The organism is Variovorax sp. LjRoot130 (assembly GCF_964253755.1).
Lineage (GTDB): Bacteria > Pseudomonadota > Gammaproteobacteria > Burkholderiales > Burkholderiaceae_C > Variovorax.
Genome location: NZ_CAXURM020000001.1, coordinates 2,108,157 through 2,134,165, shown reverse-complemented (window position 1 = coordinate 2,134,165; position 26,009 = coordinate 2,108,157). Strand labels below are relative to the sequence as shown.

Here is a 26,009-nt window from a genome sequence, read left to right as displayed (position 1 = left end):
GAAAGCGGATCAGAGCGCTTTCACCAGTTCCGGCACGGCCGTGAACAGGTCGGCTTCCAGCCCATAGTCGGCCACCGAGAAGATCGGCGCTTCCGGGTCCTTGTTGATCGCCACGATCACCTTCGAATCCTTCATGCCCGCCAGATGCTGGATCGCGCCCGAGATGCCGCAGGCGATGTAGAGCTGCGGCGCCACGATCTTGCCGGTCTGTCCGACCTGCCAGTCGTTGGGCGCGTAGCCCGCGTCCACTGCGGCGCGGCTGGCGCCCAGGCCGGCGTTGAGCTTGTCGGCCAGCGGCGCCATCACTTCGGTGAACTTCTCGGCGCTGCCGAGTGCCCGGCCGCCCGAGACGATGATCTTGGCGGCCGTGAGTTCGGGACGCTCGCTCTTGGTGATTTCGCGTCCGACGAAGCTCGACTTGCCGCTGTCGGCCACGCCCTCGGCGCTCTCGACCGCGGCGCTGCCACCGGTGGCGGCCGCCGGGTCGAAGCCGGTGGTGCGCACCGTGATCACCTTGATCGCATCGCTGCTCTGCACGATGGCAATCGCATTGCCCGCATAGATCGGGCGCTCGAAGGTGTCGGGGCTGTCGACCTTGGTGACGTCGCTGATCTGCGCCACGTCGAGCTTGGCTGCGACGCGCGGCGCCACGTTCTTGCCGTTGGCCGTGGCCGGGAACAGGATGTGGCTGTAGTTCTTGGCGATGGCCAGGACTTGCGCGGCGACGTTCTCGGCCAGGTTCTCGGCGAGAGACGGGCTGTCGGCGGCGATGACCTTGGCGACGCCGGCGATCTTGGCGGCGGCGGCAGCGGCTTCGGCGGCATTGGCACCGGCCACCAGCACATGCACATCGCCGCTCTGGCAGGCGAGGCCCGCGGTCACGGTGTTGAGGGTCGCCGGCTTGACGGTGGCGTGGTCGTGTTCTGCGATAACGAGTACGGTCATGTCGGTCTTCCTCAGATCACCTTGGCTTCGTTCTTGAGCTTGTCCACCAGCGTGGCGACATCGGGCACCTTGATGCCGGCGCCGCGCTTGGGCGGCTCGCTGACCTTCAGGGTCTTCAGGCGCGGCTTGACGTCCACGCCCAGGTCTTCGGGCTTGAAGGTGTCGAGCTGCTTCTTCTTGGCCTTCATGATGTTGGGCAAGGTGACGTAGCGCGGCTCGTTCAGGCGCAGGTCGGTGGTGATGACCGCGGGCAGCGTGAGCTGGATGGTTTCCAGGCCGCCGTCGACTTCGCGCGTGACCTTGACCTTGTCGCCCTCGACCTCGACCTTCGAAGCGAAAGTAGCTTGCGGAAGATCAGCCAAGGCCGCCAGCATCTGGCCGGTCTGGTTGGCGTCGTCGTCGATCGCCTGCTTGCCGAGGATGACCAGTTGGGGCTGTTCCTTGTCGACCAGGGCCTTGAGCAGCTTGGCCACGGCGAGCGGCTGCAGTTCTTCGGAGGTCTCGACCAGGATGCCGCGGTCGGCGCCGATGGCCATGGCGGTGCGCAGGGTTTCCTGGCACTTGGCATCGCCGCAGGAGACGGCGATGACTTCGGTGACCACGCCCTTTTCCTTCAGGCGGACCGCCTCTTCGACGGCGATCTCGTCGAAGGGGTTCATGCTCATCTTGACGTTGGCGATGTCCACACCGGTGCCGTCGGACTTGACGCGCACCTTCACGTTGAAATCGACGACCCGCTTGACGGGGACCAGGACCTTCATTGGCTTGACTCCATTGAATTGCGAAACCGGGGGTGCAGGGGAACCGGAGATTTTAGGCGCCGGCCTCTGCGCGAGCTGTTCATTTCAATCACCTGGCGCGGGGCGCGAAGAAAAAGAACGATCGTGCTTTTTTGCGATTATAGGCGAGCCGCCTCGGGCGCCGAAACGCCGGGCGGCAGCGACTCGACGCGCAGCACGCGCTGGGGGTACGGAATGTCGATGCCGGCGGCACGAAGGCCCTCGAGGATCGCGATGTTGATGGGCGAGCGGACGTTGTCCTTGCCCTTGTCGGGATCGGCGATCCAGAAGTTGAGGCTGAACTCCAGCCCGTCGGGCGCGAAGTTGACGAGGAATGCGACCGGCGCGGGATCGCTCAGCACGCGCGCCTGCGCGGCGGCCGCATCGCACAAGATGGCCTGCACCTGCGCCACGTCGCTGTCGTAGCCGACCACGATGCTGGTCGTGATGTTGAACTTGAGGTCGGACACGGAAAGGTTCTCGACCCGGCTCGTGATCAGCGATTCGTTCGGCACGATCGACTCGCGCCCGTTGCCCTGCCGCACCAGCGTGTAGCGTGTCTTGATGTCGGTGATGCGGCCCTCGAAGCCGTCGACCTTGACGTTGTCGCCGATGCGGATCGAGCGCTCCAGCAGGATCACGAAACCGCTCACGTAATTGGCGGCCAGCTTCTGCAGGCCGAAGCCGAGGCCCACGCCCAGCGCGCCGCCCAGCACCGAGAGCGCCGTCAGGTCGACCCCCACCGCCGACAAGGCGAACAGCAGGCCGATCAGGAGCAGGAAGGCGCGGATCGCGTTCGACGCCACCTTGCGCATCGACAGGTCGGTCACCGAGGTGCGCAAGATGCGCTTCTCGATCGTCGAGGCGATCCACAGCGCGATCACGAGCACGAGGCCGGCCGACAGGATGCCTTCCAGGATGGTGCGCAGGCTGACGCGGGTCTTGCCGAAGGCCAGTGTGATGTTCTCGAGCTCGGCCAGCACCGCGGGCAGCAGGCCGACGATCCAGAGCACCGCCGCAATCCATGCGATCCACGAGATCGTGCGCTCGACCAGGCGGATCAGCGCCGAGGTCGGGAACACCGCCCTGAGCACCCGCGCGAACAGGCGGATGGCCGCGAGCGAAAGGAACACCGGCACTGCCATGCGCAGCACCAGCACCGGCTGGAACTCGAGCACGAAGCGGCGCGCCAGATCGGTCAAGAGCAGTGCGAGCAGCGGGAACAGCAGGCCGTCGAAGGTGCGCTCGCCGAACCAGATCGAATCCTTGGGCTGGTCGCGGCCGAACCAGCGGCAGACCGCCCAGGCCAGCGCCACGCAGCCGACCAGAGCCGCAAGTTCGATCCACAGGCTGCGCGCGTCGATCTGGCCGAGGCGCTGAGTGAAGGTGAAGGCGCTGAGATCCATCCTAGGGGCTGCCCTAGAGATCAGCCAGCACGCGCAGGTGCGTTTCGACGCTGCGCGCGAGCGCATCGAGGTTGTAGCCGCCTTCCAGCATCGACACGATGCGGCCCTGGGAATGGCGTCGCGCCACGTCGCGGACACGCTCGGTGATCCATGCGAAGTCGTTCTCGTTGAGCCGGAGCTGGCCCAGGTCGTCGTCGCGATGGGCGTCGAAACCCGCGCTCACGAAGATCATCTGCGGCTTGAATTCGTCGAGCCGCGGCATCCAGCAGGCCTCGATCAGCTCGCGCACGTCCATGCCCTTGGTATAGGCCGGCACCGGCAGGTTGAGCATGTTCGGCGCCGGATGGTCGGTGCCGCTGTACGGATAGAAGGGATGCTGGAAGAAGCCCACCATCAGCACGCGCGGGTCGTTGCTCAGGATGTCTTCGGTGCCGTTGCCGTGGTGGACGTCGAAATCGACGATCGCGACGCGTTCCAGGCCATGTTCTTCGATCGCATGGCGCGCCGCGATCGCGACGTTGTTGAGGAAGCAGAAGCCCATCGCCTTGTCGCGGCAGGCATGGTGGCCGGGCGGGCGCACGGCGCAGAAGGCGTTGTCCAGCTCGCCGGTGATCACCGCGTCGGTCGCGGCGATGGCGGCGCCGGCGGCGCGGCGGGCAGCGAGCACGCTGAAGCGGTTGAGCGCGGTGTCGGGATCGAGCTGCGCGTAGCGCGGGCCGCCGGCCGGGGCGTCGGCGATCAGCCGCTGGCTCAGCGCCTCGAGGAGTTCCAGGTGTTCGACGCTGTGCGCCCGCGTGATCTGCTCCAGCGTGGCCAGCGGCACCTCTGCGCGTTCGAGCGCGTCGGCGACGCCGGTTGCAAGCAGCCGGTCCTCGATCGCATCGAGCCGCTCCGGGCATTCGGGATGCCCCGCGCCCATCTCGTGTTTCCAGCAGTCGCGGTGGGTGAAATAGCCGGTTTTGCCCATGGATCGATCACGTCGTAGCCTCATGCAGCGTAGGGCCGCAGGGCTTTACGGTATTGTTTGCATATGGATACAAAAATGGACGTTGCCGCGAAGCTCGCCAGTTTGCTCGGCCAGCTTAACACGGTGATCGTGGGCAAAGAGGCACAGGTGCGCGACTGCGTGGCCTGCCTCCTGGCCGGCGGTCACCTGCTGATCGAGGATGTGCCGGGCGTCGGCAAGACCACCCTCGCCCACGCGCTTTCGCACACTTTCGGCCTGCAGTTCTCGCGGGTTCAGTTCACCGCCGACCTGATGCCGGGCGACCTCTCGGGCGTGGCGATCTACGACCGCGGGCAGCAGGCTTTCGTGTTCCACCCCGGACCCATCTTTGCCCAGGTGCTCTTGGCCGACGAGATCAACCGTGCGAGCCCCAAGACCCAGAGCGCGCTCTTGGAAGCGATGGAGGAGAAGCAGGTCACGGTGGAAGGCGAAACCCGCCCTCTTCCCACGCCCTTCTTCGTGATCGCGACGCAGAACCCGCACGATCAGCTCGGCACCTTCGCGCTGCCCGAGTCGCAGCTCGACCGTTTCCTGATGCGCATCTCGCTGGGTTACCCCGACCGCGCCGCCGAGCGCGAACTGCTGGCCGGCGCCGACCGGCGTGAAATGCTCGCGGGTCTGCCGGCCTTGTTGACAGCGGGTGAACTCACGGCGCTGCAGCAGCGCGTGCTGCAGGTGCATGCGGCCGAGCCGCTCCTGAACTACGTGCAGGACCTGATCGCCGCGACGCGCTCGGGCCGCTGGTTCCTGCAGGGCCTCTCGCCGCGCGCCGGCATCGCCGTGCTGCGCGCGGCCAAGGCGCAGGCGCTCTTGGCCAACCGCGACTACGTGGCGCCCGACGACGTGCAGGCCGTGCTGCCGCAAACCATCGCGCACCGGCTCACGCCGCTCGGCGATGCGGGCCGCGGCGCGGTCGAGCAGGTGCGCGCCATGACCGCCGCAGTCCCCTTGCCGTGAAACTGCTGGCGCCGCTTCGCTCGCGCATCGACGGCTGGTTTCTCTCGCGCCGGCCGCCTTCGGACACGCTCGAGCTCACGCAGCGCAACGTCTATATCGTGCCGACGCCCGCGGGCTGGATGCTGGGCGCCACGCTGCTGCTGCTGCTGATCGCGTCGATCAACTACCAGCTCAACCTCGGCTATCTGCTGACCTTCCTGCTGGCCGGCAGCGTGGCGGTCGGCATGTATGTGTGCCATGCCACCCTGCGCGGGCTCGCGCTGCGCCTGATGACGCCCGATCCGCGCTATGCGGGTGCGGCCGCCGTGTTCCGCGTGGTGCTGCACAACGCCCGGCGCAGCACGCGCTACGGCATCGGACTGGCCGTGCGTCACAGCGGGCAATGGTCGTGGAGCGACGTGCCGGCCGAGGGCAGCGCAACGGTCGAGGTCGCCTTCAAGCCCGAACGCCGCGGTCTGCATCCGGTGCCGACGCTCACGGCCGAAACCCGTTTTCCGCTGGGCACCTTTCGCGTCTGGACGGTGTGGCGGCCGGCCTCGCAGGTGCTGGTCTACCCGGCCCCCGAGCCGAACCCGCCGCCGCTGCCGCCCGGCGAACCCCTGGCCGGGCAGGCGGCGGCGTCGATGCTGCGCGCGAACGTGGCCGGCGAGTACGACGGGGTGCGCGCATATCGGCGCGGGGACCCGCTGAAGCTCGTGGTGTGGAAGCGCGCGGCGCGGGCGCAGGCCACGGGCTCGGAAGAACTCGTGAGCCGCGACACGCAGCAGGCGCAGCGGCAGGAGCTGTGGCTGGACGCGCAATCTGCCGGCCTGCCCGGTTGGGAAGCGCGGCTGTCGCGGCTTTGCGCGTGGGTGCTGATGGCGGACCGGTTGGGCGTGGATTACGGGTTGCGGGTGGGCGGCAAGGTGGTTGCTCCTTCTCAGGGGGAGGCGCACAAGCGGCGGTGTCTGGAGGTGCTGGCCTTATGTTGACCAGGCTCCAATCGCTGCCCCGGGAAGCCAGAGACACCCTCTTCCTGCTCGGCGTGATCGCGCTCATCCTGCTGCCCCAGGTCCCGAATCTGCCCTGGTGGTGCAGCACCCTCACCGCCATCGTCCTGTTCTGGCGCGGCGTCCTGGCCGTGCAGGCCAAGCCGCTGCCCAGCAGATGGTGGCGCGCCGGCCTGCTCGCGGTCACGCTGGTCGCCACCTACGCCACGCATCGCACGCTGCTTGGCCGCGACGCCGGCGTCACGCTGATCGTGATCCTCCTTGCGCTCAAGACGCTGGAGCTGCGCGCCCGGCGCGACGCCTTCGTGATCTTCTTTCTGGGCTTCTTCACGATGCTCACGAACTTCTTCTACTCGCAGTCGCTGCCCACCGCCTTCGCGATGCTGCTGGCACTGCTGGGCCTCCTGACCGCGCTGGTCAACGCCCACATGCCGGTCGGCAAGCCGCCGCTCATGCAGGCGGCGCGCACCGCGGGCTGGATGGCGCTGCTCGGCGCACCGATCATGCTGGTGCTGTTCCTGCTATTCCCGCGCATGGCGCCGCTCTGGGGCACGCCCAACGACGCGATGACCGGCCGCACCGGCCTCTCGAACACGATGCGCGTGGGCAGCATCGCGCAGCTCGCGCTCGACGACGGCATCGCGGCGCGCATCAGGTTCGACGGCAACCGCATCCCGGCGCAGCGCGACCTGTACTTCCGCGGCCCGGTGCTGTCGCAGTTCGACGGCCGCGAATGGACATCGCCGCCGCTCTTCTCGCGCGGCTTCCTGCCGCAGAACCTGCGCGTGCGCGGGGACGCCATCGGCTACGAAGTCACGCTGGAGCCCAGCAACCGCCCCTGGCTGCTGACGCTCGATGCCGCGCCGGCCAAGCCGGAGTTGCCGGGCTACGAACTGTTCGGCACGCCCGAGCTGCAATGGGTCGCGAACCGGCCGATCGGCGACCTGGTGCGCTACCGCGCCCAGAGCTTCACGCAGTTCCAGAGCGGCCCGCAGCGCCGCACAGCCGCGTTGCAACCCTACGTGGCGCTGCCTCCGGGCTCGAACCCGCGCACGGCCGAACTGGCCGCGCAGATGAAGCGCGACCCGGCCCTCGCCGGCGCGGCCACGCCAGCCTTCGTGCAGGCCGCTCTGCAACGGCTGCGCACGGGGGGCTACAGCTACACGCTCGAACCCGGTGTCTACGGCAACGACACCGCCGACGAGTTCTGGTTCGACAGGAAAGCCGGCTTCTGCGAACACATCGCCTCGGCCTTCGTGGTGCTGATGCGCGCGCTCGACATCCCCGCGCGCATCGTCACCGGCTACCAGGGCGGCGAGATCAACGGCGTCGACAACTTCTGGACGCTGCGCCACAGCGATGCGCACGCCTGGGCCGAGGTGTGGCAGGAAGGCGCGGGCTGGATACGCGTCGATCCGACCGGCGCCATCTCGCCGGACCGCGTCGGCCAGTTCCAGCGCCTCGCGCCGCAGCCGGGCCTCTTCGCCGGCGCGATCAACGGGATGAGCCCCACGCTGGCGCAGAACCTGCGCGCCGCCTGGGAAGCGGTCAACAACGGCTGGAACCAGTGGGTGCTCAACTACACGCAGAGCCGGCAGCTCGACCTGCTCAAGAACCTGGGCTTCGAAGCGCCGAGCCTGCAGGACCTGGCGACCGTGCTGCTCGTGCTGCTGGTCGTGGCCAGCCTGGCGGGCGCCGGCTGGACGCTGTGGGAACGCAGCCAGCACGACCCGTGGCTGCGCCTGCTCGGCCAGGCCCGTGCACGCATGAAGAAGGCAGGCATCGAGGTGCCCGACGCGATGCCGCCGCGCCAGATGGCGGCCCGGCTGGCCGAACGCTTCGGTGCCGGCGCGCAGGCGGCTGCGGACTGGCTGCTCAAGCTCGAGGCGCAGCGCTACGCCAGAACGCCCGGGCCGGCGCTGGCCGCGCTCAAGGCCGAGTTCCGCCGCCTGGCCTGGCCGCGCTGAAACCACATGTGTCCCGCACGAGCGCGCCGGGCACGGGCGGCACAATCAAGGCCATGCGCCTCCTTCTTTCGACCGCTCTTCCGCTGGCCCTCCTCCTGCTGACCGCCCCGACCCCCGCATCGGCTCAGAAAACCGTGCGCGGCGAGACGCCCTATGCCACGCGCGACGACGCGATGCAGTTCGCCGACGACGTGGCCGAACGGCGCAACCTCGATCGCAAATGGGTGCGCGCGACCATCGGCAACGCACGGCTGCTGCCCAACGTGCCGCGCCTGATGCTGCCGGCACCCAGGGGCACGGCGAAGAACTGGCGCGTCTACCGCAGCCGCTTCATCGACCCGATCCGCATCGCGGCCGGCGTGCGCTTCTGGCGCGCCAATGCCGACACGCTGGCGCGCGCCGAAGCCGAGTACGGCGTGCCGCCCGAGATCATCGTCGGCATCGTCGGCGTCGAGACCATCTACGGCCGCAACATGGGCAACTTCCGAGTCATCGATGCGCTGGCCACGCTGGCTTTCGATTTCCCCCAAGGCCATCCGCGCGCGGCCGAGCGCCAGGCCTTCTTCCGCGGCGAGCTCGAAAGCTTTCTCAGCACCGAAAGCCGCACCGCGGAAGATCCGATGATGCCGGTCGGCAGCTATGCGGGCGCGATGGGCATGCCGCAGTTCATGCCGAGCAGCATCGCCAAGTACGCGATCGACTTCGACGGCGACGGCCGCATCGACTTGGTCAACAACCCGGCCGACGTGATCGGTTCGGTGGCCAGCTATTTCAGGGCCTTCGGCTGGCAGCCGGGCATGCCGCCGATCTACCCGGTCGGCTTCGACGAGGCGCGGCTCAAAAAGGACGTGCTGATGGCGCCCGACATCCTGCCCAGCTTCAGCGCCGACGCGTTCGTGGCCGGCGGCGCCGTGCTCGAGGGCGAGGCGCTCACGCACAAGGGCCTGCTCGCGCTGATCGAGCTGCAGAACGGTGCCGACGCGCCGAACTACGTGGCCGGCACGCAGAACTTCTACGTGATCACGCGCTACAACTGGAGCAGTTACTACGCGATGTCGGTGATCGATCTCGGCCGCGAAGTCCGCACCGCGATGGGGCAGTAGCCATGGACGCCGGCGTGCGGCGCGCCTCGTGGATCGATGCTTGGCGCGACCTCGGCGTCGCTGCGCCCGACGAGGTGCTGCTGGCCAAGCTGCTGGCGCACTACAGCGAGCCGCATCGCGCCTACCACACGCTGCAGCACCTGGACGAATGCCTGGCGGGTCTCGCGCGCGAACGCAGCCATGCAGAGCGCCCGGCCGAGATCGCGCTCGCGCTGTGGTTCCACGACGCGATCTATGACGTGCACCGGCGCGACAACGAGGCGCGAAGCGCCGACTGGGCGCAAGCCGCGCTGCTGGCCGCCGGCGTCGCGGGCGATGCGGCCCGGCGCGTCCATGCGCTGGTGATGGCCACGCGCCACCACGCACAGCCCGAAGATGCCGATGCACAGTTGCTGGTCGACATCGACCTCTCGATCCTCGGCGCGCCTGCCGCGCGCTTTGCCGAGTACGAGCGGCAGATCCGCGCCGAGTACGCACATGTGCCGCCCGAAGTCTTCGAGCTGCGACGGCGTGAAATTCTCGGCCGCTTCCTGGCGCGCGATCCGCTCTATCTCAGCGCATCGATCCGGGCGAAGCTGGAAGTCCAGGCGCGCATCAATCTGCAGCAAGCGATCGGCTGATCAGCCGCCAAAGCCGCCGCGTGCCACGACCTTGGCCGCGCGATCGACGACCACCGCTTCGCCCATCGCCACCGACTCGCCGGTGAAGGCCGTGATGTTGACCTGGTGCGTAACCCAGACCTCGAAAGTACCGGCCGGAATGCGCGCCAGTCCGTCGAGCAGGAGTTGCCGGTTGTTGGCCGAGATCTCAGTGCTGCCGAAGGTCGAGTTGAGAGGCGCCCACAGGGAATGGGCACCGAAGGCCAGGTCCGCCGTGTCCTTGCAGCGGCACCACGCGCTGGAACGCACGGCGCCCGGTGCGAGGCCGCGGGCACGGAACCACTCGCCCGCCGCGCGGGCCTGCGTACGGCCCGCCTCGCTCAGGTTGCGCTGCGTGCTGCACTGGTCCAGCCTGAAGCCGGGCGGATCGCCGACGCCCTGCGTCGTCTGCGCGTGGCGCCACAGCAGCGCGCACCGGCCGGCACGCAGGCGCTCGGCCATCGCATCGGCACCCGTCTGGGCATGGGCACGGCCCAGAAGTGCCGCTGCAAGCAGGATGAATTCGCGTCTTCCAGGCATCGCGCGAGGCTAGCAAAGCGCGGTCGACCCCAAAGCAAAAAGGGCTGCTGCGCCTTCGCACAGCAGCCCTCGAAGCCTTGCGCTTCAGGCGCTCAGCGTGCCTTGCCTTCCTTCCAGGCGCTCAGCAGCTTGTTGTAGTCGATGGTCTCGCCCTTCGGCTTCTCGTTCGCCAGCTTCTTCCACGGCGCATGCTGGTCGCTCAGGTACTTGTTGGGATCGCCCTTGGCATTGAGCTTGGGCGCGCACTTGGCCATGCCGGCGCGCTCCAGGCGGCCCATCACGTTGTCCATCTCGTCGGCCAGGTTGTCCATGGCCTTCTGCGGCGTCTTCTCGCCCGTCACCGCCTCGGCCACGTTCTTCCACCAGAGCTGCGCCAGCTTCGGATAGTCAGGCACGTTGGTGCCGGTCGGCGACCAGGCCACGCGCGCCGGGCTGCGGTAGAACTCGACCAGGCCGCCCAGCTTGGGCGCCATGTCGGTCATCGCCTTCGACTGGATGTCGGACTCGCGGATCGGCGTCAGGCCCACGATGGTCTTCTTGAGCGAGGTGGTCTTGGAAGTGATGAACTGCGCATAGAGCCAGGCGGCGGCCGTGCGGTTCTCGTCGTGCGCAGAGAAGAAGGTCCACGAGCCGACGTCCTGGTAGCCGTTCTGCATGCCCTGCTTCCAGTACGGTCCGTTCGGGCCGGGCGCCATGCGCCACTTGGGCGTGCCGTCCGCGTTGACCACCGGCAGGCCGGCCTTGGTCATGTCGGCGGTGAAGGCCGTGTACCAGAAGATCTGCTGCGCGATCTGGCCCTGCGCGGGCACCGGGCCGGCTTCGCCGAAGGTCATGCCGGTGGCTTCCTTGGGCGCGTACTTCTTCATCCAGTCGATGTACTTGGTCAGCGCATAGACGGCCGCGGGCGAATTGGTCGCACCGCCGCGCGACACGCTGGCGCCCACCGGCGTGCACTTGTCGTCGCCGACGCGAATGCCCCACTCGTCGATCGGCAGGCCGTTGGGCGTTCCGATGTCGGCGGTGCCGGCCATCGAGAGCCAGGCATCGGTGAAGCGCCAGCCGAGCGACGGGTCTTTCTTGCCGTAGTCCATGTGGCCGTAGATCGGCTTGCCGTCGATGGTCTTCACGTCGACGCTGAAGAACTCGGCGATGTCCTCGTAGGCGCTCCAGTTGAGCGGCACGCCCAGGTCGTAGCCGTACTTGGCCTTGAACTTGTCCTTCAGGTCGGGGCGCGCGAACAGGTCGGCGCGGAACCAGTAGAGGTTGGCGAACTGCTGGTCGGGCAACTGGTAGAGCTTGCCGTCTGGACCGGTGGTGAACTTGGTGCCGATGAAGTCCTTGAGGTCGAGGCCCGGGTTGGTGTATTCCTTGCCCTTGCCGGCCATGTAGTCGGTCAGGTTCATGATCTTGCCGTAGCGGTAATGGGTACCGATCAGGTCGGAGTCGGAGACCCAGCCGTCGTAGATCGACTTGCCCGACTGCATCGAGGTCTGCAGTTTCTCGACCACGTCGCCTTCCTGGATCAGGTCGTGCTTGACCTTGATGCCGGTGATTTCCTCGAAGGCCTTGGCCATCGTCTTCGATTCGTACTCGTGCGTGGTGATGGTTTCGGACACCACCGAGATCTCCCTGACGCCCTTGGCCTGCAACTTCTTGGCGGCGTCGATGAACCATTTCATCTCGGCGGTCTGCTGGTCTTTGCTCAGGGTCGACGGCTGGAATTCGCTGTCGATCCATTTCTTGGCCTCCGGTTCTCCGGCCCAGGCGCTCTGCAAGGCAAAAGTCGCCGCTGCCAGTGCCAACGCTGTGTAGCGAATCTTCATGGATGTCTCCTCATGGTGCTTCCCGGTGTTGTGCAGATCCCGGCCCCGGGAAAGCGAAGAGCCGGACAGCTGAAGAAAGCGATTGCCGTCAGCCCTTGCGCATGATCAGCGCCAGCGCGAGCATCGACAGCACGAAGCTGATCCAGATCGACGGTTCGACCTCCAGGCTGAACCACTCCTGGAACAGGCCGGCCAGGCCGATGAAGGCCAGATTGATGTAGGCCGCGATGAGCAGCCCGATGAAGAGCCGGTCGCCGCGCGTGGTTTCCATCGGCAGCCAACCGCGGCGCAGGGTGGTCGGCGACTTGAATTCCCACACGGTCATGCCGACCAGCATCAGTGCGATGCAGCTGAAGAAAACGGCCACCGGCGTGGTCCAGACCATCCACTCGAACATTTTTCAGTCTCCTTAGACGCGTCCCATCGCGAAGCCCTTGGCGATGTAGTGGCGCACGAACCAGATCACGATCGCGCCCGGCACGATGGTCAGCACGCCCGCGGCCGCCAAGGTGGCCCAGTCCATGCCCGAGGCGCTCACCGTGCGCGTCATCGTGGCCACGATCGGCTTGGCGTTCACGCTGGTCAGCGTGCGGGCCAGCAGCAGCTCGACCCAGCTGAACATGAAGCAGAAGAAGGCCGCGACGCCGACGCCGGCCTTGATCAGCGGCAGGAAGATGGTGAGGAAGAAGCGCGGGAAGGAATAGCCGTCGATGTAGGCCGTCTCGTCGATCTCGCGCGGAATGCCGCTCATGAAGCCTTCCAGGATCCACACCGCCAGCGGCACGTTGAAGAGCAGGTGCGCCAGCGCCACGCCCAGATGCGTGTCCATCAGCCCGACCGTGGTGTAGAGCTGGAAGAAGGGCAAGAGGAACACGGCCGGCGGCGTCATGCGGTTGGTGAGCAGCCAGAAGAACACGTGCTTGTCGCCGAGGAAGGAATAGCGCGAGAAGGCATAGGCCGCCGGCAACGCGACCGTGAGCGAGATCACCGTGTTGATGCCGACGTAGATCAGGCTGTTGATGTAGCCCGAGTACCACGATTCGTCGGTGAAGATGCGCGCGTAGTTGGCCCAGGTGAACTGCTGGGGGAAGAAAGAGAAGCTCGAAAGAATCTCCTCGTTGGTCTTGAAGCTCATGTTGACCATCCAGTAGATGGGCAGGAGCGCGAACAGGATGTAGAGCAGCAGGAAGACGCTGCGCTTGCGGAAGCGGCGTTCGTTCATTTCGTTTCCTCCACTTCCTGCGTGCCGACCCGCTGCATCCAGTTGTAGAGCACGAAACACAGCAGCAGAATGATCAGGAAATAGATCAGCGAGAAGGCGGCCGCCGGACCGAGGTCGAACTGGCCGACGGCCTTCTGCGTGAGGTACTGGCTCAGGAAGGTGGTCGCATTGCCCGGACCGCCGCCCGTCAGCACGAAGGGTTCGGTGTAGATCATGAAGCTGTCCATGAAGCGCAGCAGCACCGCGATCACCAGCACGCCGCGCATCTTGGGCAGCTGGATGTAGCGGAACACCGCGAACTTGCTTGCGCCGTCGATGCGCGCGGCCTGGTAGTAGGCATCGGGAATCGAGCGCAGCCCGGCGTAGCACAGCAGCGCGACCAGCGGCGTCCAGTGCCAGACGTCCATCACCAGCACCGTGAGCCAGGCATCGCGCGCGTTGCCGGTGTAGCTGTAGTCGATGCCCAGCTTCTGCAGCGCCCAACCGAAGAGCCCGATGTCGGCACGCCCGAAGATCTGCCAGATGGTGCCGACCACGTTCCACGGAATCAACAGCGAGAGCGCGACCACCACCAGCACGGCCGATGACTTCCAGCCGGTCGATGGCATCGACAGCGCCAGGCAGATGCCCAGCGGGATCTCGACGACGAGCACGGCGAGCGAGAAGCCGAGCTGGCGCCACAGGGCTGCATGCAGCTCGTCGTCGCGCATCACCGCGGCGAACCATTCGGTGCCGACGAACACGCGCCGCTCGGGCGAGATGATGTCCTGCACCGAGTAGTTGACCACCGTCATCAGCGGCACGATGGCCGAGAAGGCCACGCACAGCAGCACCGGCAGCACCAGCCACCAGGCCTTCTGGTTGATGGGTTTCACGGTTCCGTTCATGCGACCAGCTCCTCATCGCGGTAATAGCAGGTGTGCTTGTCCACCACCTTGAGCCAGACCGGCTCGCCGACCGACGGCACCTGCGCATCGGAATGCAGCCGGGCCTTGAGCACGCTCTCGCCGATCTGCGCGCTGAGCATCTGGTGCGTCCCGACGTCCTGCAACTGCGTGACCGTGGCCCTCAATGCGCCGGGCGACTGGAGTTCGGCCAGCGTGAGGTATTCGGGCCGGATGCCGAGCTTGAGCGCGCCGTCGGGCAGCGCCCGCGGCAGCGCGAGCCGGTTGCCCGCGATCTCCAGCACGCCGCCCGCGCACTGCGCCGGCAGGAAGTTCATGCCCGGCGAACCGATGAAGTGGCCGACGAAGGTGTGGGCCGGCCGCTCGAACAGCGCCTCGGCGCTGCCCACCTGCACCGCCTTGCCGCGCGTCATGACGACCACCTCTTCGGCGAAGGTCAGCGCCTCGACCTGGTCGTGCGTGACGTAGATCAGCGTGAGCTTGAGCTCGCGGTGGATCTGCTTGAGCTTGCGCCGCAGCTGCCACTTGAGGTGCGGATCGATCACGGTCAGCGGCTCGTCGAAGAGCACCGCCGACACGTCGCTGCGCACCAGCCCGCGGCCGAGCGAGATCTTCTGCTTGGCATCGGCCGCGAGGTTGGCGGCGCGCTGGTTGAGCTGACCGCTCATGTCGAGCATCTCGGCGATCTCGCCCACCCGCCTCTTGATCTGCTCGGCTGGCAGCTGCCGGTTGCGCAGCGGGAAGGCGAGGTTCTCGGCCACGGTCATGGTGTCGTAGATCACCGGGAACTGGAACACCTGCGCGATGTTGCGCTGCTGCGGCGTCTCCAGCGTCACGTCGCGGCCGTTGAAGCGCACGCTGCCCTGCGAGGGCGCGAGCAGGCCCGAGATGATGTTGAGCATGGTGGTCTTGCCGCAGCCCGAGGGGCCGAGCAAGGCGTAGGCGCCGCCGTCGCGAAAGCTCATCTTGAGCGGCAGCAGCGCATAGTCGCTGTCCTCCCTCGGGTTGGGGCGATAGGCATGGGCCAGGTCGAGGTCGATGCGGGCCATGTCAGTCTCCCTTCCGGCGCCAGGCCGGCGCCACCGCGAGCCGCTCGCCGGCGTCGAACACGTAGGCCTGCGAGGCCGCGAAGTACAAGGTGATCGCCGTGCCGAGTTCGAAGCGGTGCACCCCGGTCAGTTGCGCCACCAGTTCGCCCACCAGCGTCTCGGCGTGAACGAAGGTGTCGGAGCCAGAGATCTCGGCCAGTTCGACCTTGCCGGGCAGGGCGATGTCGCCCTCCCCCGCGTTCACGTTCAGCGCACTCGCGCGCAGGCCGATGGTCACGGCGCCTTCGACACCCGCCGGCAGCGCGATCGGCAGCAGCGGCCCGCCTTCGAGTTGCACGCCGCCGGCGACCACGCGGCCGGCCAGCAGGTTCATCGGCGGGTCGCTGAAGGCGCGCGCCACGCGCAGCGACTGCGGCGCATGGAACACCTCGGCGGTCGGCCCGTACTGCAGCAGCTCGCCGGCATCCATCACCGCGGTGTAGCCGCCCAGCAGCAGGGCCTCCCCAGGTTCGGTGGTGGCGTAGATCACGGTCGAGTCGCCGGTGGCGAAGAGCTGCGTGAGTTCTTCGCGCAGGCCTTCGCGCAGCTTGTAGTCGAGGTTGACCAGCGGCTCGTCGAGCAGCATCAGCGGCGCGTTCTTGGCCAGCGCGCGCGCCAGCGCCACGCGCTGCTGCTGGCCGCCCGAGAGTTCGGCCGGATAGCGGTCGAGGAACATGCCGATGTGCAGCTTGTCGGCCAGCTCGCGCACCTTCGCATCGACGTTCTTCTCGCCGCGCAGCTTGAGCGGCGAGCCGATGTTCTCGCCCACCTTGAGCGAGGGGTAGTTGATGAACTGCTGGTAGACCATCGCCACGTTGCGCTCGCGCACCGGCACGCCGGTCACGTCCTTGCCGTCGACCTGCACCTTGCCTTCGGTCGGCGTGTCGAGGCCGGCCATCAGCCGCATCAGGCTGGTCTTGCCGGCCTGCGTGGCGCCCAGCAGCACGGTCACCGCACCATGCTTCGGCGCGATGCTCTGCGGGTAGAGCCAGGTCTGGGCGCCCACCTTCTTGGTGACGCGCTCGAGTGTCAGTTGCATGCAGCAATTCCTTCTTGCGAACTCGTGTTGATCTCCATCCAGGTACCGACCTGCTCGCGCTCCTGGCGCGTGAGGTGCAGGCCCAGCTTGGAGCGGCGCCAGAGCACGTCGTCGCCGCTGCAGGCCCACTCCTCGTTGTGCAGATAGCGCAGCTCGCGCTCGTGCAGGCAGGGTGCCACGGCGGCGCCGAGGTCGGCCATCGATTGCGCATCGCCGATCACGTTCGAGATGCGGGCGCCGTAGGCGCGCGCGAGCCGGCGCGCCAGCGCGGCATCGAGCCACGGGTACTTCGAGCCAACCGCTGCCACGAAGCGTTCGAAATCGTCATCGGGCCGCGCGGCGGTACCGATCCAGCCCGACAGGTCGCCGCCCGCGAGAAAGGCGCCTTCGGTCCATGCCGGCCGCGCATCGCCGAGCATCCGGCCCACCTCGTCGGCCGCGTCTTCGGCGAGCTTGCGAAAGGTCGTGATCTTGCCGCCCCACACAGACAGCAGCGGTGCGGCACCGGTGTTGCTTTCGAGCAGGTAGTCGCGCGTGACGGCCGAGGGGTCGCCCGAGTCGTCGTCGAGCAGCGGCCGCACGCCCGAGTAGGTCCAGACCACGTCGGCCGGCACGATGGGCTTCTCGAAGTAGCGGCTGGCCTGGGTGCAGAGGTAGTCGATCTCGTCCGCGCCGATGCGCGCCGCGCCGGGGTCGTCGCCGTTCAGCTCGATGTCGGTGGTGCCGATCAGCGTGAAATCGTCCTGGTAGGGAATCGCGAAGATGATCCGCTTGTCGGGGTTCTGGAAGATGTAGGCGTGGTCGTGCTTGAAGAGGCGTGGCACCACGATGTGGCTGCCCTTGACCAGCCGCAGGTGCCGCGTGGCCAACGCCTCGCCCTTGGCCGCGTGGGCCACGCCGCGCAAGAAGGATTCGGCCCAGGGCCCCGCCGCATTGACCACGGCGCGCGCGCGCACCGTGCGCTGGGCGCCGCCCGCGGATTCGAGCAGAGCGGTCCAGCCATCGACATCGCGGCGCGCGCTCACGCAGCGCGTGCGGGTCAGCACCTCGGCCCCCTTGGCGCGCGCATCGAGCGCATTGAGCACCACCAGCCGCGCGTCATCGACCCAGCCGTCGGAGTAGACGAAGCCGCGTTTGAACTGCGGCTTGAGCGGCTCGCCGGCCGCGTGGCTGCGCAGGTCGATAGCGCGCGAGCCCGGCAGCACCTCGCGCTTGGCCAGGTGGTCGTACATGAAGAGGCCGATGCGCACCATCCAGGCCGGCCGCATGGAGGGATCGTGCGGCATCACGAAACGCAGCGGCCACATGATGTGCGGCGCGCTCTTGAGCAGCACCTCGCGTTCCTGCAAGGCCTTGCGCACCAGCGAGAACTCGTAGTACTCGAGGTAGCGCAGACCGCCGTGGATCAGCTTGGTGGACGACGAGGAGGTGTGCGCCGCGAGATCGTCCTTCTCGCACAGCAGCACGCGAAAGCCGCGGCCCGCCAGATCGCGCGCGATGCCGCAGCCATTGATGCCGCCGCCGACGATGAGCACGTCGCAGTCGGTGATGGCGGCGGAGGTGGACGGGGGGATGGCGCTCACAACGGACGGAGGGATGGACCCGTGAATTTGTTCACTTATTTCGCCTGAGGCGTTTTCGTATTCTTTCATTTTGATTCCTTAATGCGCGATTTTCCTTGGCGTTAACCCTTAAGTCCATTCGTTTTCTTTCGCTTTAAAGTAACGCGCCCCGCGCTCTCTTCCATGTCAGTGAACTCCAACCCCCGCCAACTCAAGCTGCTCAACACCGTCCGCGCCCGCGGCTCGATCACGGTCGAACAGCTGGCCGAAATGCTCGAAGTGACGCTGCAGACCGTGCGCCGCGACGTGCAGCGACTGGCCGACGAAGGCCTGCTGACGCGCTTCCATGGCGGTGTGCGGGTGCCGAGCTCGACCACCGAGAACATCGGCTACCAGCAGCGCGAAACGCTCAATGCCGAAGGCAAGGCGCGCATCGCGCGCGCCGTGGCCGCGCGGGTGCCGAACGACTGTTCGCTGATCCTCAACATCGGCACCACCACCGAGGCGATCGCGAAGGCGCTGCTGCGCCACACCGGGCTGCGCGTGATCACCAACAACCTCAATGTCGCGACCATCCTGAGCGACAACCCGAACTGCGAGGTGATCGTCGCGGGCGGCTCGGTGCGGCTGCGCGACCGCGCGATCGTGGGCGAGGCGACGGTCGATTTCATCCGCCAGTTCAAGGTCGACATCGCGCTGATCGGCGTTTCCAGCATCGAGGACGATGGCACGCTGCGCGACTTCGACCTGCGCGAGGTGAAGGTGGCGCAGACCATCATTGCGCAGGCGCGCGAGGTCTGGCTCGCGGCCGACGCGAGCAAGTTCAACCGCCCTGCCATGATCGAGCTGGCGAAGCTGTCGCAGATCGATTGCCTTTTTACCGACGCCGAGCCGCCGCCGCCTTTTCCGGAGCTGCTCGAGCGCGCACAGGTGCGCTGCGAGATCGCATCAAAGGACCATTGAGATGACCTACCTGCTCGCCCTCGACCAGGGCACGTCGAGCTCCCGCAGCATCGTCTTCGATCGCGAAGGCCGCATCGTCGCCATCGCCCAGCAAGAGCTCACGCAGATCTACCCGCAGCCCGGCTGGGTCGAGCACGACCCGGTGGAGATCTGGACCAGCCAGCTCGCGACCGCGCGCGAGGTGCTCGCTAAAGCGAAGCTCACAGCGAGCGACATCCACGCGCTGGGCATCACCAACCAGCGCGAAACCACCGTGCTGTGGAACCGCAAGACCGGCCAGCCGGTGCACCACGCCATCGTTTGGCAGGACCGGCGCGCCGAGCCGCTGTGCGCACGGCTGCGCGAAGACGGCATGACCGACACCATCCGCGACAAGACCGGTCTCGTGATCGACGCCTACTTCTCCGGCACCAAGCTGCGCTGGCTGCTCGACAACGTGCCCGGCGCACGCGCCGCGGCCGAGCGCGGCGAACTGGCCTTCGGCACCGTCGACAGCTGGCTGATCTGGCAACTGACCGGCGGCAAGGTGCACGTGACCGACGTGAGCAACGCCTCGCGCACCATGCTCTTCAATGTCCGCAGCAACCAGTGGGATGCCGATCTGCTGAAGGCGCTGGACATCCCCGCCTCGCTGATGCCCGAGGCGAAGCCTTCGAGCGCGCACTTTGCCGACACCGACGCGGGCCTGTTCGAGCGCAGCCTGCCCGTCGGCGGCGTGGCGGGCGACCAGCAAAGCGCCCTCTTCGGCCAGGCCTGCTTCGAGGCCGGCATGGCCAAGAACACCTATGGCACCGGCTGCTTCCTGTTGATGCACACCGGCGGCGCCTTCCAGCCTTCGCAGAACGGCCTGCTCGTGACCAGCGCGGCGCAGACCAGCGCCCTGCCGCAGTACGCGATGGAAGGCAGCGTGTTCGTCGGCGGCGCGGTAGTGCAGTGGCTGCGCGACGGCTTGAAGGCCATCCAGGGCAGCGCACAGGTGCAGGCGCTGGCCGAGAGCGTGCCCGATGCGGGCGGCGTGATGATGGTGCCGGCCTTTACTGGCCTCGGCGCGCCCTACTGGAACGCCGACGCGCGCGGCACCATCACCGGCCTCACGCGCGGCACCACCGTCGCGCACATCGCGCGCGCGGCGCTGGAGAGCATTGCTTATCAGAGCGCCGCGCTGCTGCAGGCCATGAGCCGCGATGCGGTGGCCGCGGGCGGCACGCCGGTGGCGGAGTTGCGCGTCGACGGCGGCGCGGCCGTCAACGATCTGCTGATGCAGTTCCAGGCGGATCTGCTGGGGATTCCGGTGGTACGGCCGGAGGTCATCGAGACCACGGCGCTCGGTGCGGCTTACCTGGCAGGACTCTCGACCGGCGTGTACCGCGACCTGGGTGAGTTGTCGAAGCAGTGGCGCGTCGAACGGCGCTTCATGCCTACCCTGAGCCGGGTGAAGGCTGAGGAGAAGATGGAGCGGTGGGAGCTGGCGGTGCGGAGGGCGACGCTGGTTTGATGCCATGACCCCGATCGAGAACACCGAGGACCGCTATGGCGCTGTTGCGATCCTGCTCCACTGGTTGATGGCTTTTCTTGTCATCGGACTTTTGGCATTGGGCATCTACATGGTCACGCTTCCAGATGTCGGCTTCAATACAAAAAAGATCACGCTGATTCTCTACCACAAGGAGCTTGGCTTGCTGGTACTCGTCTTGCTCGCGGTGCGCTTGGGCTGGCGTTTGACGAATGTGCTCCCGCAACTGGTTGCACACCTGCCTGATTGGCAAAAAATCGCCGCCCGATTCGTCCATCTCTCCTTTTACGCACTGATGTTCGTCTTGCCGATGACTGGTTGGCTCATGTCTTCCGCCGCTGGCATCCCGGTATCGTTCTTTGGCTTGTTCACGCTGCCTGATTTCCTTCCTCGCGACGACCATCTGTTTCAGCGACTCATCGATGTCCACAAGTGGCTCGCTTATGTGCTCGTGCTTGTCATATTCGTCCATGTGGGCGCGGCACTGAGGCATCATTTCGTATTCAAGGACGATACTTTGCGCAAAATGCTGCCCTAACCCGCTTTCTCGACCACGAACCTGGCGAGTTCCCGCAATACTTTTACCGCAGCCTCATTGGCCGCCGCGACCCCGGCGGAGGGATTTCTCTCCCGCAAGGGTTCGCGCACCGACACTTCCTTTGTCGCGATAACCCGATTCATTGCCTCGCGACTTAGATAGAAGCGTATCGTGAGCTGCAGTATCGCCGAGTCTGAAGTGAAGTCCTGCTTGAGCTCCAGGATTTCGGTGCGAAGAGCGAAAGTGTGGCGACCAAAATGAGGAGGCGACCGGACCTCGCTGAAATAGTGCGTATTCGAAATTGTCTTGACGATCAGAGGCAGCATCATCTGCGCTGGTGTTTCCGCCCATTCATTCCGACTGAAATACGCGATTTGATGGGCCTGGGTGGTATAGGCCATTTGCGTCGTGCCATAGACCGGATGGGTCTCGGGGACCAGAACCAACAGGGTCGCGGAGCGAGTCCGTTCGTTGGGCAGGTCGAGTGGGATGCTGCTCAGCACATGTTTCTTGGCGGCAGTATCGACCGGCGACAACAGGGCACAGCCCGAAAGCAGGATGGCACATAGCGCAACCAGCGCCGCCCTCGCCATACTTCCCTTCATTTTTCTTCCCCGGGCCCAAGCGGTGGAGGCCTGGTGCCGCGAATCAAGATCGACGGGTCTCGATTGATCCTGGTCGCCACGCCGGAGAGGGAACTGGACAGCGCATCGAGATTGGACAGGGTCTTGTGAGCCTCAGGCAGGATTTGCGTCTGAAGCGCTCTCACTGTGTCATGACTCGATTCCAGCAGAGGCTCCAGACGATGACTCGCGCGCTCGGTATTGGCAACGATCGAGTTCAGCTTCCTGGTATTTTCTGCCAGTACCTTGGTTACTTGCTGCAAGCTGTCGACCGATTGCTTCAGCGATGCGATGGTCTTCTCGTCGAATGTCGATTGCAGCAGCTCAGTGACGGCTTGGACATTCTCGTTCATCTGAGTCAGCGTCCCATCGAGCGTCATTGATTTCGACGGCGCCGTCGGTATTGTCGGATAAAGTTCGCCCGGCCGTGCTGCCAGCGGCCGCGAATCGATGCCGGCGTCTTCGATAGCAATGTAAACGTAGCCGGTGAATCCTCGCGAAGCGAGTCCACGCGAGGTGATCGTGGCGACGCTGGCCGAGGTAATCGGAGCGGTCTTGTCGATACTCAACAAAATGCTCACTGAATTCGACCGGACCAGCTTGACGCTTTTCACCCTTCCCACATCAACGCCGTGGAATTCGACAGGAGCATCGGCAATGAGGCCGGAGACGGACTCCTCGGTAGAAATCTGATAGTTCACATAATCGCTTACGGAAACAAAATACCAGATTGCCCCAGCGAGAATCGACACAAGCAGGAACGCCACGAACGCAAGTCGCGCCTTCGTGTTGACATCGTTTTTCATCGCGCATTGCCTCCATGGCTAGCCCGCACATCGCCGGCCAAATAGGCGCTTGGGCCGGTGCCAGCCTAGTCCGTCATCCCTGCAATTGCCACGCGATGCGAAGATTGCATTTTCGACCCGTTGGCGGGCGAGCCTCAACCCCTCGCCACGCAAGGACATCCCCTACCTATATTCCCCACCCGTGATCCCGACCGGCGTGACCAGTGAACTGGTCCTTGGGCCCTCGGATCTCGACATCTCCGGCGGCGATGCGCTCACCACAGCGGATCCGTCGGCATTCGACAAGCAGCCGAAGACCGGCAACTTCTCGCACCGAAGCGTGTACTGGCAGAAAGTCAGCCAAGCCGGCTATCGCCTGGTCGTTGATGAAACTCCATACGGATGGAGAGGCGATCAGTACGCGATCTTCGCGGTTCCGGAAGCAACGAAGTCCGACGATTTCATCGCGCAGGTGAGCGACAATGACCCGCGAAACCAGAACACGATTCGCCCGATGCGTCGCTCGCCGACTGGGCGCGAAAGGAACCCTATAACCACGAACTGCTCGGTCAAATTCGCAAGCAGTACCGTTTGGCCGAGCCGACGATGGCCGCGTACTATCAGGGCCGCTTTGGCCGCTCGAAGGTAGAGTCAAGGCGCATGGCGGCCTATGCGCTGGACATCATGTTCCGCTCGCGCTATGTGTTTCATAGGGAACGGCACGATGCACCCGACAATGAATCACCATCGAATCCGTGGCGGACCGGAAAGTCTGCTTTGAATCGCCCATCGGTGTTCAGAGTCGGTCCTACAGGTCGATGAACTTGCGCCCACAGCGCGCCGTAGTCGCCGACTCGCAGTCGAAAAATGCTCAGTGCCCAGGCACCAAAAAGTCCTGACTGATCCGCCACCCCAACTCATTCACCCGATCGAGAAACTGCGTCAGATAGGCATGCAGTCCCGTCGCCAGAATCTCATCGACCCGCGCGTACTGCAAATCGGCCAGAAGCTTCCCCGCACGCCGCTGCGTCTCCGCGCTCTGGTCGTTCTGCACCTTCGCAAGATTGCTCACCACTTCGACCAGGCTCGCATGCAGCGAACGCGGCATGTCGGCGCGCAGGATCAGGAGCTCGGCCACGCGTTCAGGCTTGATCACGTCGCGGTACACCTTGCGGTAGACCTCGAAGGCCGAGACGCTGCGCAGGATCGCGCTCCAGTGATAGAAGTCGTACTCCTGGTCTTCCTCGGTGGCGGTGCCGAAGAACTCGCTGTTGAGCGCATGGAACTTCACGTCGACCAGGCGTGCCGTGTTGTCCGCGCGCTCCAGGAAGGTGCCCAGGCGCGAGAAGTGGAAGGCCTCGTCCTGCAGCATGGTGCCCAGGGTCACGCCGCGCGAGAGGTGCGAGCGGAACTTGACCCATTCGAAGAACTGGCCCGGATCGCGCTCGAATTCGCCGGCGCGCAGCATGCGGTTGACCTCGAGCCAGGTCGTGTTCTGCGTCTCCCAGGCTTCGGTGGTGAGCGCGCCGCGCACGGCCCGCGCGTTCTCGCGCGCGGCTCGGAGGCACGAAAGGATCGACGAGGGATTGGACTCGTCCTTGACCATGAACTCCATCACCTCGTCGGGCACGATGTACTCGTGCTTTTCGTTGAACAAGGGCAGCAGCTCGCTGATGGAGAGCAGGCCCTGCCAGCCGTACTTGGCAACCTCGGCCGATTGCGGCAAGAGCGAGGTCTGGTAGTTGACGTCGAGCATGCGCGCGGTGTTTTCGGCCCGCTCGGTGTAGCGCGACATCCAGTAGAGGTGATCGGCAGTGCGTGACAACATGCTGTGGTGCTCCCCTGATCAACCCACTTGGGTTTGCGATTGCGATTGCGACTGCGATTCCGAGCGCGACTTGGTGCGGCGGTCCCCTTCGAGAATCCAGGTGTCCTTGGTGCCGCCGCCCTGCGACGAATTGACGACCAGCGAGCCCTCCTTGAGCGCGACGCGCGTGAGGCCGCCGGGCACCATCTGCACTTCCTTGCCCGAGAGCACGAAGGGGCGCAGGTCGATGTGGCGCGGCGCGATGCCGGCCTCCACGAAGGTGGGCGAGGTCGACAGGCTCAAGGTGGGCTGCGCGATGTAGCCGTCGGGCTTGGCGAGCACGGCTTTCTTGAAGTCCTCGATCTCGGCATGCGTCGCCGCCGGGCCGATCAGCATGCCGTAGCCGCCGGCGCCGTGCACTTCCTTGACCACCAGGTCCTTCATGTTGGCCAGCGTGTAGTCGAGTTCCTCCTTGTTGCGGCACATGTAGGTGGGCACGTTCTTGAGGATCGGCTTCTCGCCGAGGTAGAACTCGATCATCTTCGGCACGTAGGGGTAGATCGACTTGTCGTCCGCCACGCCGGTGCCGACCGCATTGCAGATCACGACGTTGCCCTCGCGGTAGGCGCGCATGAGGCCGGCGCAACCGAGCGTCGACGTGGGGCGGAACACCTCGGGGTCGAGGAAGTCGTCGTCGACGCGGCGGTAGATCACGTCGACGCGCCGCGGGCCGCGCGTGGTGCGCATGTAGACGAAGTCGTCCTTGACGAAGAGGTCCTGCCCTTCGACCAGCTCCACGCCCATCTGCTGCGCGAGGAAGGCATGCTCGAAGTAGGCGCTGTTGTACATGCCGGGTGTGAGCACCACCACGGTGGGCTCGGCGGTCGCGGGCGGCGCGGAGGCGCGCAGGGTTTCGAGCAGCAGGTCGGGATAGTGCGCCACCGGCGCGACGCGGTTCTGGCTGAACAGCTCGGGGAAGAGCCGCATCATCATCTTGCGGTTCTCCAGCATGTAGCTCACGCCGCTGGGAACCCGCAGGTTGTCTTCGAGCACGTAGTACTCGCCGTTGCCGGCCGCGTCCGGCGCGCGCACGATGTCGATGCCGGAGATGTGCGAGTAAATGTCGTTGGGCACCTTCACGCCCACCATCTCGGGGCGGTACTGCGCGTTGTTGAAGATCTGCTCTGAGGGGACCACGCCGGCCTTGACGATCTCCTGCCCGTGGTAGACGTCGTGGATGAAGCGGTTGAGCGCGGTCACGCGCTGCACCAGCCCCTTCTCCATGCTTTCCCACTCGTGCGCGGGAATGATGCGCGGCAGCAGGTCGAAGGGGATCAGGCGCTCGGTGCCCGAACCGTCCTCGTCCTTCGCTCCGTACACGGCAAAGGTGATGCCGACCCGGCGGAAGATCATTTCCGCCTCCTCGCGCCGCGATCGCATCACCTCGCCGGGCTGCTTCGCGAGCCATTGGTCGTAGCGCTTGTAGTGGTTTCGGACCGCTGCGCCATGGTAGGGCAGCTGCTCGTACATCTCGTCGAATTTGTGCATGGGACGACCAATCTCCTTGGGCGTAGCTTAGCAAGTTCAGGGCCAGTGCTTCTAGGGAACAACGTGGTGCCAGTAGCGTTTCGCGGTCCGGCGCTGGCATTCGCGGGGGCACGCGCGGCATGCCGCGGTCGTTACCGCCGGCCCAGCGCGCCGATTCGAGGTCGAAGAGAAAGCGCACGGCGCCATCGCCGCGCTGCGGCATCTGCGAAACGATGCCCACCACCTGCAGGTCGCGCCCCTCGAGCGCGGGCGCCAGCGCATCA

At 66.0% G+C, this 26,009-nt stretch carries 25 protein-coding genes; 9 read left to right on the top strand and 16 right to left on the bottom strand.

Annotated features, from left to right (window positions below):
• Positions 1–9: 9 nt before the first annotated feature.
• The 4 genes from ACSQ86_RS10770 to ACSQ86_RS10755 all read right to left on the bottom strand — a co-directional run bounded on the left by ACSQ86_RS10770 (position 10) and on the right by ACSQ86_RS10755 (position 4,097).
• On the bottom strand, positions 10–945 hold the full coding sequence (locus ACSQ86_RS10770; protein WP_436303616.1) for an electron transfer flavoprotein subunit alpha/FixB family protein: 936 nt from the start codon (positions 943–945) through the stop codon (positions 10–12).
• Positions 946–956: 11 nt separating this feature from the next.
• Positions 957–1,706 carry an electron transfer flavoprotein subunit beta/FixA family protein gene (locus tag ACSQ86_RS10765; protein ID WP_093112348.1) on the bottom strand — a complete coding sequence of 250 codons (750 nt, stop codon included), beginning with the start codon at positions 1,704–1,706 and terminating at the stop codon, positions 957–959.
• 137 nt (positions 1,707–1,843) lie between these two features.
• On the bottom strand, positions 1,844–3,130 hold the full coding sequence (locus tag ACSQ86_RS10760) for a mechanosensitive ion channel family protein (RefSeq protein ID WP_436303615.1): 1,287 nt from the start codon (positions 3,128–3,130) through the stop codon (positions 1,844–1,846).
• A 13-nt stretch (positions 3,131–3,143) separates the two neighbouring features.
• Positions 3,144–4,097 (bottom strand): histone deacetylase family protein, encoded by a 954-nt coding sequence (locus ACSQ86_RS10755; protein WP_436303614.1) that lies wholly within the window; start codon positions 4,095–4,097, stop codon positions 3,144–3,146.
• 75 nt (positions 4,098–4,172) lie between these two features.
• Between ACSQ86_RS10755 and ACSQ86_RS10750 the strand changes: the two genes are divergently transcribed.
• From ACSQ86_RS10750 to ACSQ86_RS10730, 5 genes are read left to right on the top strand one after another with little or no spacing between them, the layout of a single operon-like run.
• Positions 4,173–5,093, top strand: a complete 921-nt coding sequence (locus tag ACSQ86_RS10750; RefSeq protein ID WP_093102643.1) for an AAA family ATPase — start codon at positions 4,173–4,175, stop codon at positions 5,091–5,093.
• 2 nt (positions 5,094–5,095) lie between these two features.
• Entirely contained in the window at positions 5,096–6,064 is a 969-nt protein-coding gene (locus tag ACSQ86_RS10745) for a DUF58 domain-containing protein (protein WP_436290821.1), read from the top strand.
• The gene (locus ACSQ86_RS10740) at positions 6,058–8,049 is read left to right on the top strand and encodes a transglutaminaseTgpA domain-containing protein (RefSeq protein ID WP_436303613.1); all 1,992 of its coding nucleotides are present in this window, start codon (positions 6,058–6,060) and stop codon (positions 8,047–8,049) included. The genes ACSQ86_RS10745 and ACSQ86_RS10740 overlap by 7 nt, the downstream gene beginning before the upstream one ends.
• Before the next feature lie 53 nt (positions 8,050–8,102).
• Positions 8,103–9,152: a lytic murein transglycosylase B gene (gene mltB / locus ACSQ86_RS10735; protein ID WP_436303612.1), complete on the top strand. Its 1,050-nt coding sequence runs from the start codon at positions 8,103–8,105 to the stop codon at positions 9,150–9,152.
• 2 nt (positions 9,153–9,154) lie between these two features.
• Positions 9,155–9,772: an HD domain-containing protein gene (locus tag ACSQ86_RS10730; RefSeq protein ID WP_436303611.1), complete on the top strand. Its 618-nt coding sequence runs from the start codon at positions 9,155–9,157 to the stop codon at positions 9,770–9,772.
• Here the strand turns inward: ACSQ86_RS10730 and ACSQ86_RS10725 are convergent, their stop codons facing one another.
• The 8 genes from ACSQ86_RS10725 to glpD all read right to left on the bottom strand — a co-directional run bounded on the left by ACSQ86_RS10725 (position 9,773) and on the right by glpD (position 18,059).
• Positions 9,773–10,330: a histidine phosphatase family protein gene (locus ACSQ86_RS10725; protein ID WP_436290563.1), complete on the bottom strand. Its 558-nt coding sequence runs from the start codon at positions 10,328–10,330 to the stop codon at positions 9,773–9,775.
• A gap of 92 nt (positions 10,331–10,422) precedes the next feature.
• Positions 10,423–12,153, bottom strand: a complete 1,731-nt coding sequence (locus ACSQ86_RS10720; protein ID WP_093102636.1) for an ABC transporter substrate-binding protein — start codon at positions 12,151–12,153, stop codon at positions 10,423–10,425.
• 88 nt (positions 12,154–12,241) lie between these two features.
• Complete coding sequence (locus ACSQ86_RS10715; RefSeq protein ID WP_093102634.1) at positions 12,242–12,550, bottom strand: DUF2160 domain-containing protein; 309 nt, start codon at positions 12,548–12,550, stop codon at positions 12,242–12,244.
• Between the two features lie 12 nt (positions 12,551–12,562).
• The gene (locus tag ACSQ86_RS10710) at positions 12,563–13,375 is read right to left on the bottom strand and encodes a carbohydrate ABC transporter permease (protein WP_093102633.1); all 813 of its coding nucleotides are present in this window, start codon (positions 13,373–13,375) and stop codon (positions 12,563–12,565) included.
• Positions 13,372–14,262: a carbohydrate ABC transporter permease gene (locus ACSQ86_RS10705; protein ID WP_436290564.1), complete on the bottom strand. Its 891-nt coding sequence runs from the start codon at positions 14,260–14,262 to the stop codon at positions 13,372–13,374. The genes ACSQ86_RS10710 and ACSQ86_RS10705 overlap by 4 nt, the downstream gene beginning before the upstream one ends.
• Positions 14,259–15,329 (bottom strand): ABC transporter ATP-binding protein, encoded by a 1,071-nt coding sequence (locus tag ACSQ86_RS10700; protein WP_436308844.1) that lies wholly within the window; start codon positions 15,327–15,329, stop codon positions 14,259–14,261. The genes ACSQ86_RS10705 and ACSQ86_RS10700 overlap by 4 nt, the downstream gene beginning before the upstream one ends.
• 1 nt (position 15,330) lies before the next feature.
• A complete protein-coding gene (locus ACSQ86_RS10695) occupies positions 15,331–16,407 on the bottom strand; it encodes an ABC transporter ATP-binding protein (RefSeq protein WP_436290565.1) in 1,077 nt (358 codons plus the stop codon).
• Complete coding sequence (gene glpD, locus ACSQ86_RS10690) at positions 16,398–18,059, bottom strand: glycerol-3-phosphate dehydrogenase (RefSeq protein ID WP_436303608.1); 1,662 nt, start codon at positions 18,057–18,059, stop codon at positions 16,398–16,400. The genes ACSQ86_RS10695 and glpD overlap by 10 nt, the downstream gene beginning before the upstream one ends.
• Before the next feature lie 99 nt (positions 18,060–18,158).
• On the opposite strand from glpD, the gene ACSQ86_RS10685 reads away from it, so the two are divergent.
• The 3 genes from ACSQ86_RS10685 to ACSQ86_RS10675 are packed head-to-tail and all read left to right on the top strand — an operon-like array spanning position 18,159 to position 20,983.
• A complete protein-coding gene (locus ACSQ86_RS10685; protein ID WP_093102690.1) occupies positions 18,159–18,932 on the top strand; it encodes a DeoR/GlpR family DNA-binding transcription regulator in 774 nt (257 codons plus the stop codon).
• A gap of 1 nt (position 18,933) precedes the next feature.
• On the top strand, positions 18,934–20,427 hold the full coding sequence (gene glpK / locus ACSQ86_RS10680; RefSeq protein WP_436303607.1) for a glycerol kinase GlpK: 1,494 nt from the start codon (positions 18,934–18,936) through the stop codon (positions 20,425–20,427).
• A 4-nt stretch (positions 20,428–20,431) separates the two neighbouring features.
• Positions 20,432–20,983 carry a cytochrome b gene (locus ACSQ86_RS10675; RefSeq protein WP_436290568.1) on the top strand — a complete coding sequence of 184 codons (552 nt, stop codon included), beginning with the start codon at positions 20,432–20,434 and terminating at the stop codon, positions 20,981–20,983.
• On the opposite strand, the gene ACSQ86_RS10670 is transcribed toward ACSQ86_RS10675, so the two are convergent.
• Positions 20,980–21,588, bottom strand: coding sequence for an ABC-type transport auxiliary lipoprotein family protein (locus ACSQ86_RS10670; RefSeq protein WP_436303606.1), 609 nt, complete (start codon positions 21,586–21,588; stop codon positions 20,980–20,982). The genes ACSQ86_RS10675 and ACSQ86_RS10670 overlap by 4 nt on opposite strands.
• Positions 21,585–22,412: an MlaD family protein gene (locus tag ACSQ86_RS10665; RefSeq protein WP_436303605.1), complete on the bottom strand. Its 828-nt coding sequence runs from the start codon at positions 22,410–22,412 to the stop codon at positions 21,585–21,587. The genes ACSQ86_RS10670 and ACSQ86_RS10665 overlap by 4 nt, the downstream gene beginning before the upstream one ends.
• 181 nt (positions 22,413–22,593) lie before the next feature.
• On the opposite strand from ACSQ86_RS10665, the gene ACSQ86_RS10660 reads away from it, so the two are divergent.
• Entirely contained in the window at positions 22,594–23,040 is a 447-nt protein-coding gene (locus ACSQ86_RS10660) for a hypothetical protein (RefSeq protein ID WP_436308843.1), read from the top strand.
• Positions 23,041–23,262: 222 nt separating this feature from the next.
• Here the strand turns inward: ACSQ86_RS10660 and ACSQ86_RS10655 are convergent, their stop codons facing one another.
• Positions 23,263–24,219 carry an alpha-E domain-containing protein gene (locus tag ACSQ86_RS10655; RefSeq protein WP_436303602.1) on the bottom strand — a complete coding sequence of 319 codons (957 nt, stop codon included), beginning with the start codon at positions 24,217–24,219 and terminating at the stop codon, positions 23,263–23,265.
• Positions 24,220–24,237: 18 nt separating this feature from the next.
• Complete coding sequence (locus ACSQ86_RS10650; protein ID WP_436303601.1) at positions 24,238–25,746, bottom strand: circularly permuted type 2 ATP-grasp protein; 1,509 nt, start codon at positions 25,744–25,746, stop codon at positions 24,238–24,240.
• Positions 25,747–26,009: the final 263 nt, after the last annotated feature.

What these genes read in the sequence shown, in the direction of transcription:
- ACSQ86_RS10765 (WP_093112348.1), bottom strand. Translation starts at nt 1,706, where the DNA reads ATGAAGGTCCTGGTCCCCGTCAAGCGGGTCGTCGATTTCAACGTGAAG.
- ACSQ86_RS10705 (WP_436290564.1), bottom strand. Translation starts at nt 14,262, where the DNA reads ATGAACGGAACCGTGAAACCCATCAACCAGAAGGCCTGGTGGCTGGTG.
- mltB (WP_436303612.1), top strand. Translation starts at nt 8,103, where the DNA reads ATGCGCCTCCTTCTTTCGACCGCTCTTCCGCTGGCCCTCCTCCTGCTG.
- ACSQ86_RS10675 (WP_436290568.1), top strand. Translation starts at nt 20,432, where the DNA reads ATGACCCCGATCGAGAACACCGAGGACCGCTATGGCGCTGTTGCGATC.
- ACSQ86_RS10710 (WP_093102633.1), bottom strand. Translation starts at nt 13,375, where the DNA reads ATGAACGAACGCCGCTTCCGCAAGCGCAGCGTCTTCCTGCTGCTCTAC.
- ACSQ86_RS10750 (WP_093102643.1), top strand. Translation starts at nt 4,173, where the DNA reads ATGGACGTTGCCGCGAAGCTCGCCAGTTTGCTCGGCCAGCTTAACACG.
- ACSQ86_RS10670 (WP_436303606.1), bottom strand. Translation starts at nt 21,588, where the DNA reads ATGAAGGGAAGTATGGCGAGGGCGGCGCTGGTTGCGCTATGTGCCATC.
- ACSQ86_RS10715 (WP_093102634.1), bottom strand. Translation starts at nt 12,550, where the DNA reads ATGTTCGAGTGGATGGTCTGGACCACGCCGGTGGCCGTTTTCTTCAGC.
- ACSQ86_RS10720 (WP_093102636.1), bottom strand. Translation starts at nt 12,153, where the DNA reads ATGAAGATTCGCTACACAGCGTTGGCACTGGCAGCGGCGACTTTTGCC.
- ACSQ86_RS10730 (WP_436303611.1), top strand. Translation starts at nt 9,155, where the DNA reads ATGGACGCCGGCGTGCGGCGCGCCTCGTGGATCGATGCTTGGCGCGAC.
- glpD (WP_436303608.1), bottom strand. Translation starts at nt 18,059, where the DNA reads ATGAAAGAATACGAAAACGCCTCAGGCGAAATAAGTGAACAAATTCAC.
- ACSQ86_RS10770 (WP_436303616.1), bottom strand. Translation starts at nt 945, where the DNA reads ATGACCGTACTCGTTATCGCAGAACACGACCACGCCACCGTCAAGCCG.
- ACSQ86_RS10725 (WP_436290563.1), bottom strand. Translation starts at nt 10,330, where the DNA reads ATGCCTGGAAGACGCGAATTCATCCTGCTTGCAGCGGCACTTCTGGGC.
- ACSQ86_RS10700 (WP_436308844.1), bottom strand. Translation starts at nt 15,329, where the DNA reads ATGGCCCGCATCGACCTCGACCTGGCCCATGCCTATCGCCCCAACCCG.
- ACSQ86_RS10655 (WP_436303602.1), bottom strand. Translation starts at nt 24,219, where the DNA reads ATGTTGTCACGCACTGCCGATCACCTCTACTGGATGTCGCGCTACACC.
- ACSQ86_RS10665 (WP_436303605.1), bottom strand. Translation starts at nt 22,412, where the DNA reads ATGAAAAACGATGTCAACACGAAGGCGCGACTTGCGTTCGTGGCGTTC.
- glpK (WP_436303607.1), top strand. Translation starts at nt 18,934, where the DNA reads ATGACCTACCTGCTCGCCCTCGACCAGGGCACGTCGAGCTCCCGCAGC.
- ACSQ86_RS10760 (WP_436303615.1), bottom strand. Translation starts at nt 3,130, where the DNA reads ATGGATCTCAGCGCCTTCACCTTCACTCAGCGCCTCGGCCAGATCGAC.
- ACSQ86_RS10755 (WP_436303614.1), bottom strand. Translation starts at nt 4,097, where the DNA reads ATGGGCAAAACCGGCTATTTCACCCACCGCGACTGCTGGAAACACGAG.
- ACSQ86_RS10740 (WP_436303613.1), top strand. Translation starts at nt 6,058, where the DNA reads ATGTTGACCAGGCTCCAATCGCTGCCCCGGGAAGCCAGAGACACCCTC.
- ACSQ86_RS10695 (WP_436290565.1), bottom strand. Translation starts at nt 16,407, where the DNA reads ATGCAACTGACACTCGAGCGCGTCACCAAGAAGGTGGGCGCCCAGACC.
- ACSQ86_RS10650 (WP_436303601.1), bottom strand. Translation starts at nt 25,746, where the DNA reads ATGCACAAATTCGACGAGATGTACGAGCAGCTGCCCTACCATGGCGCA.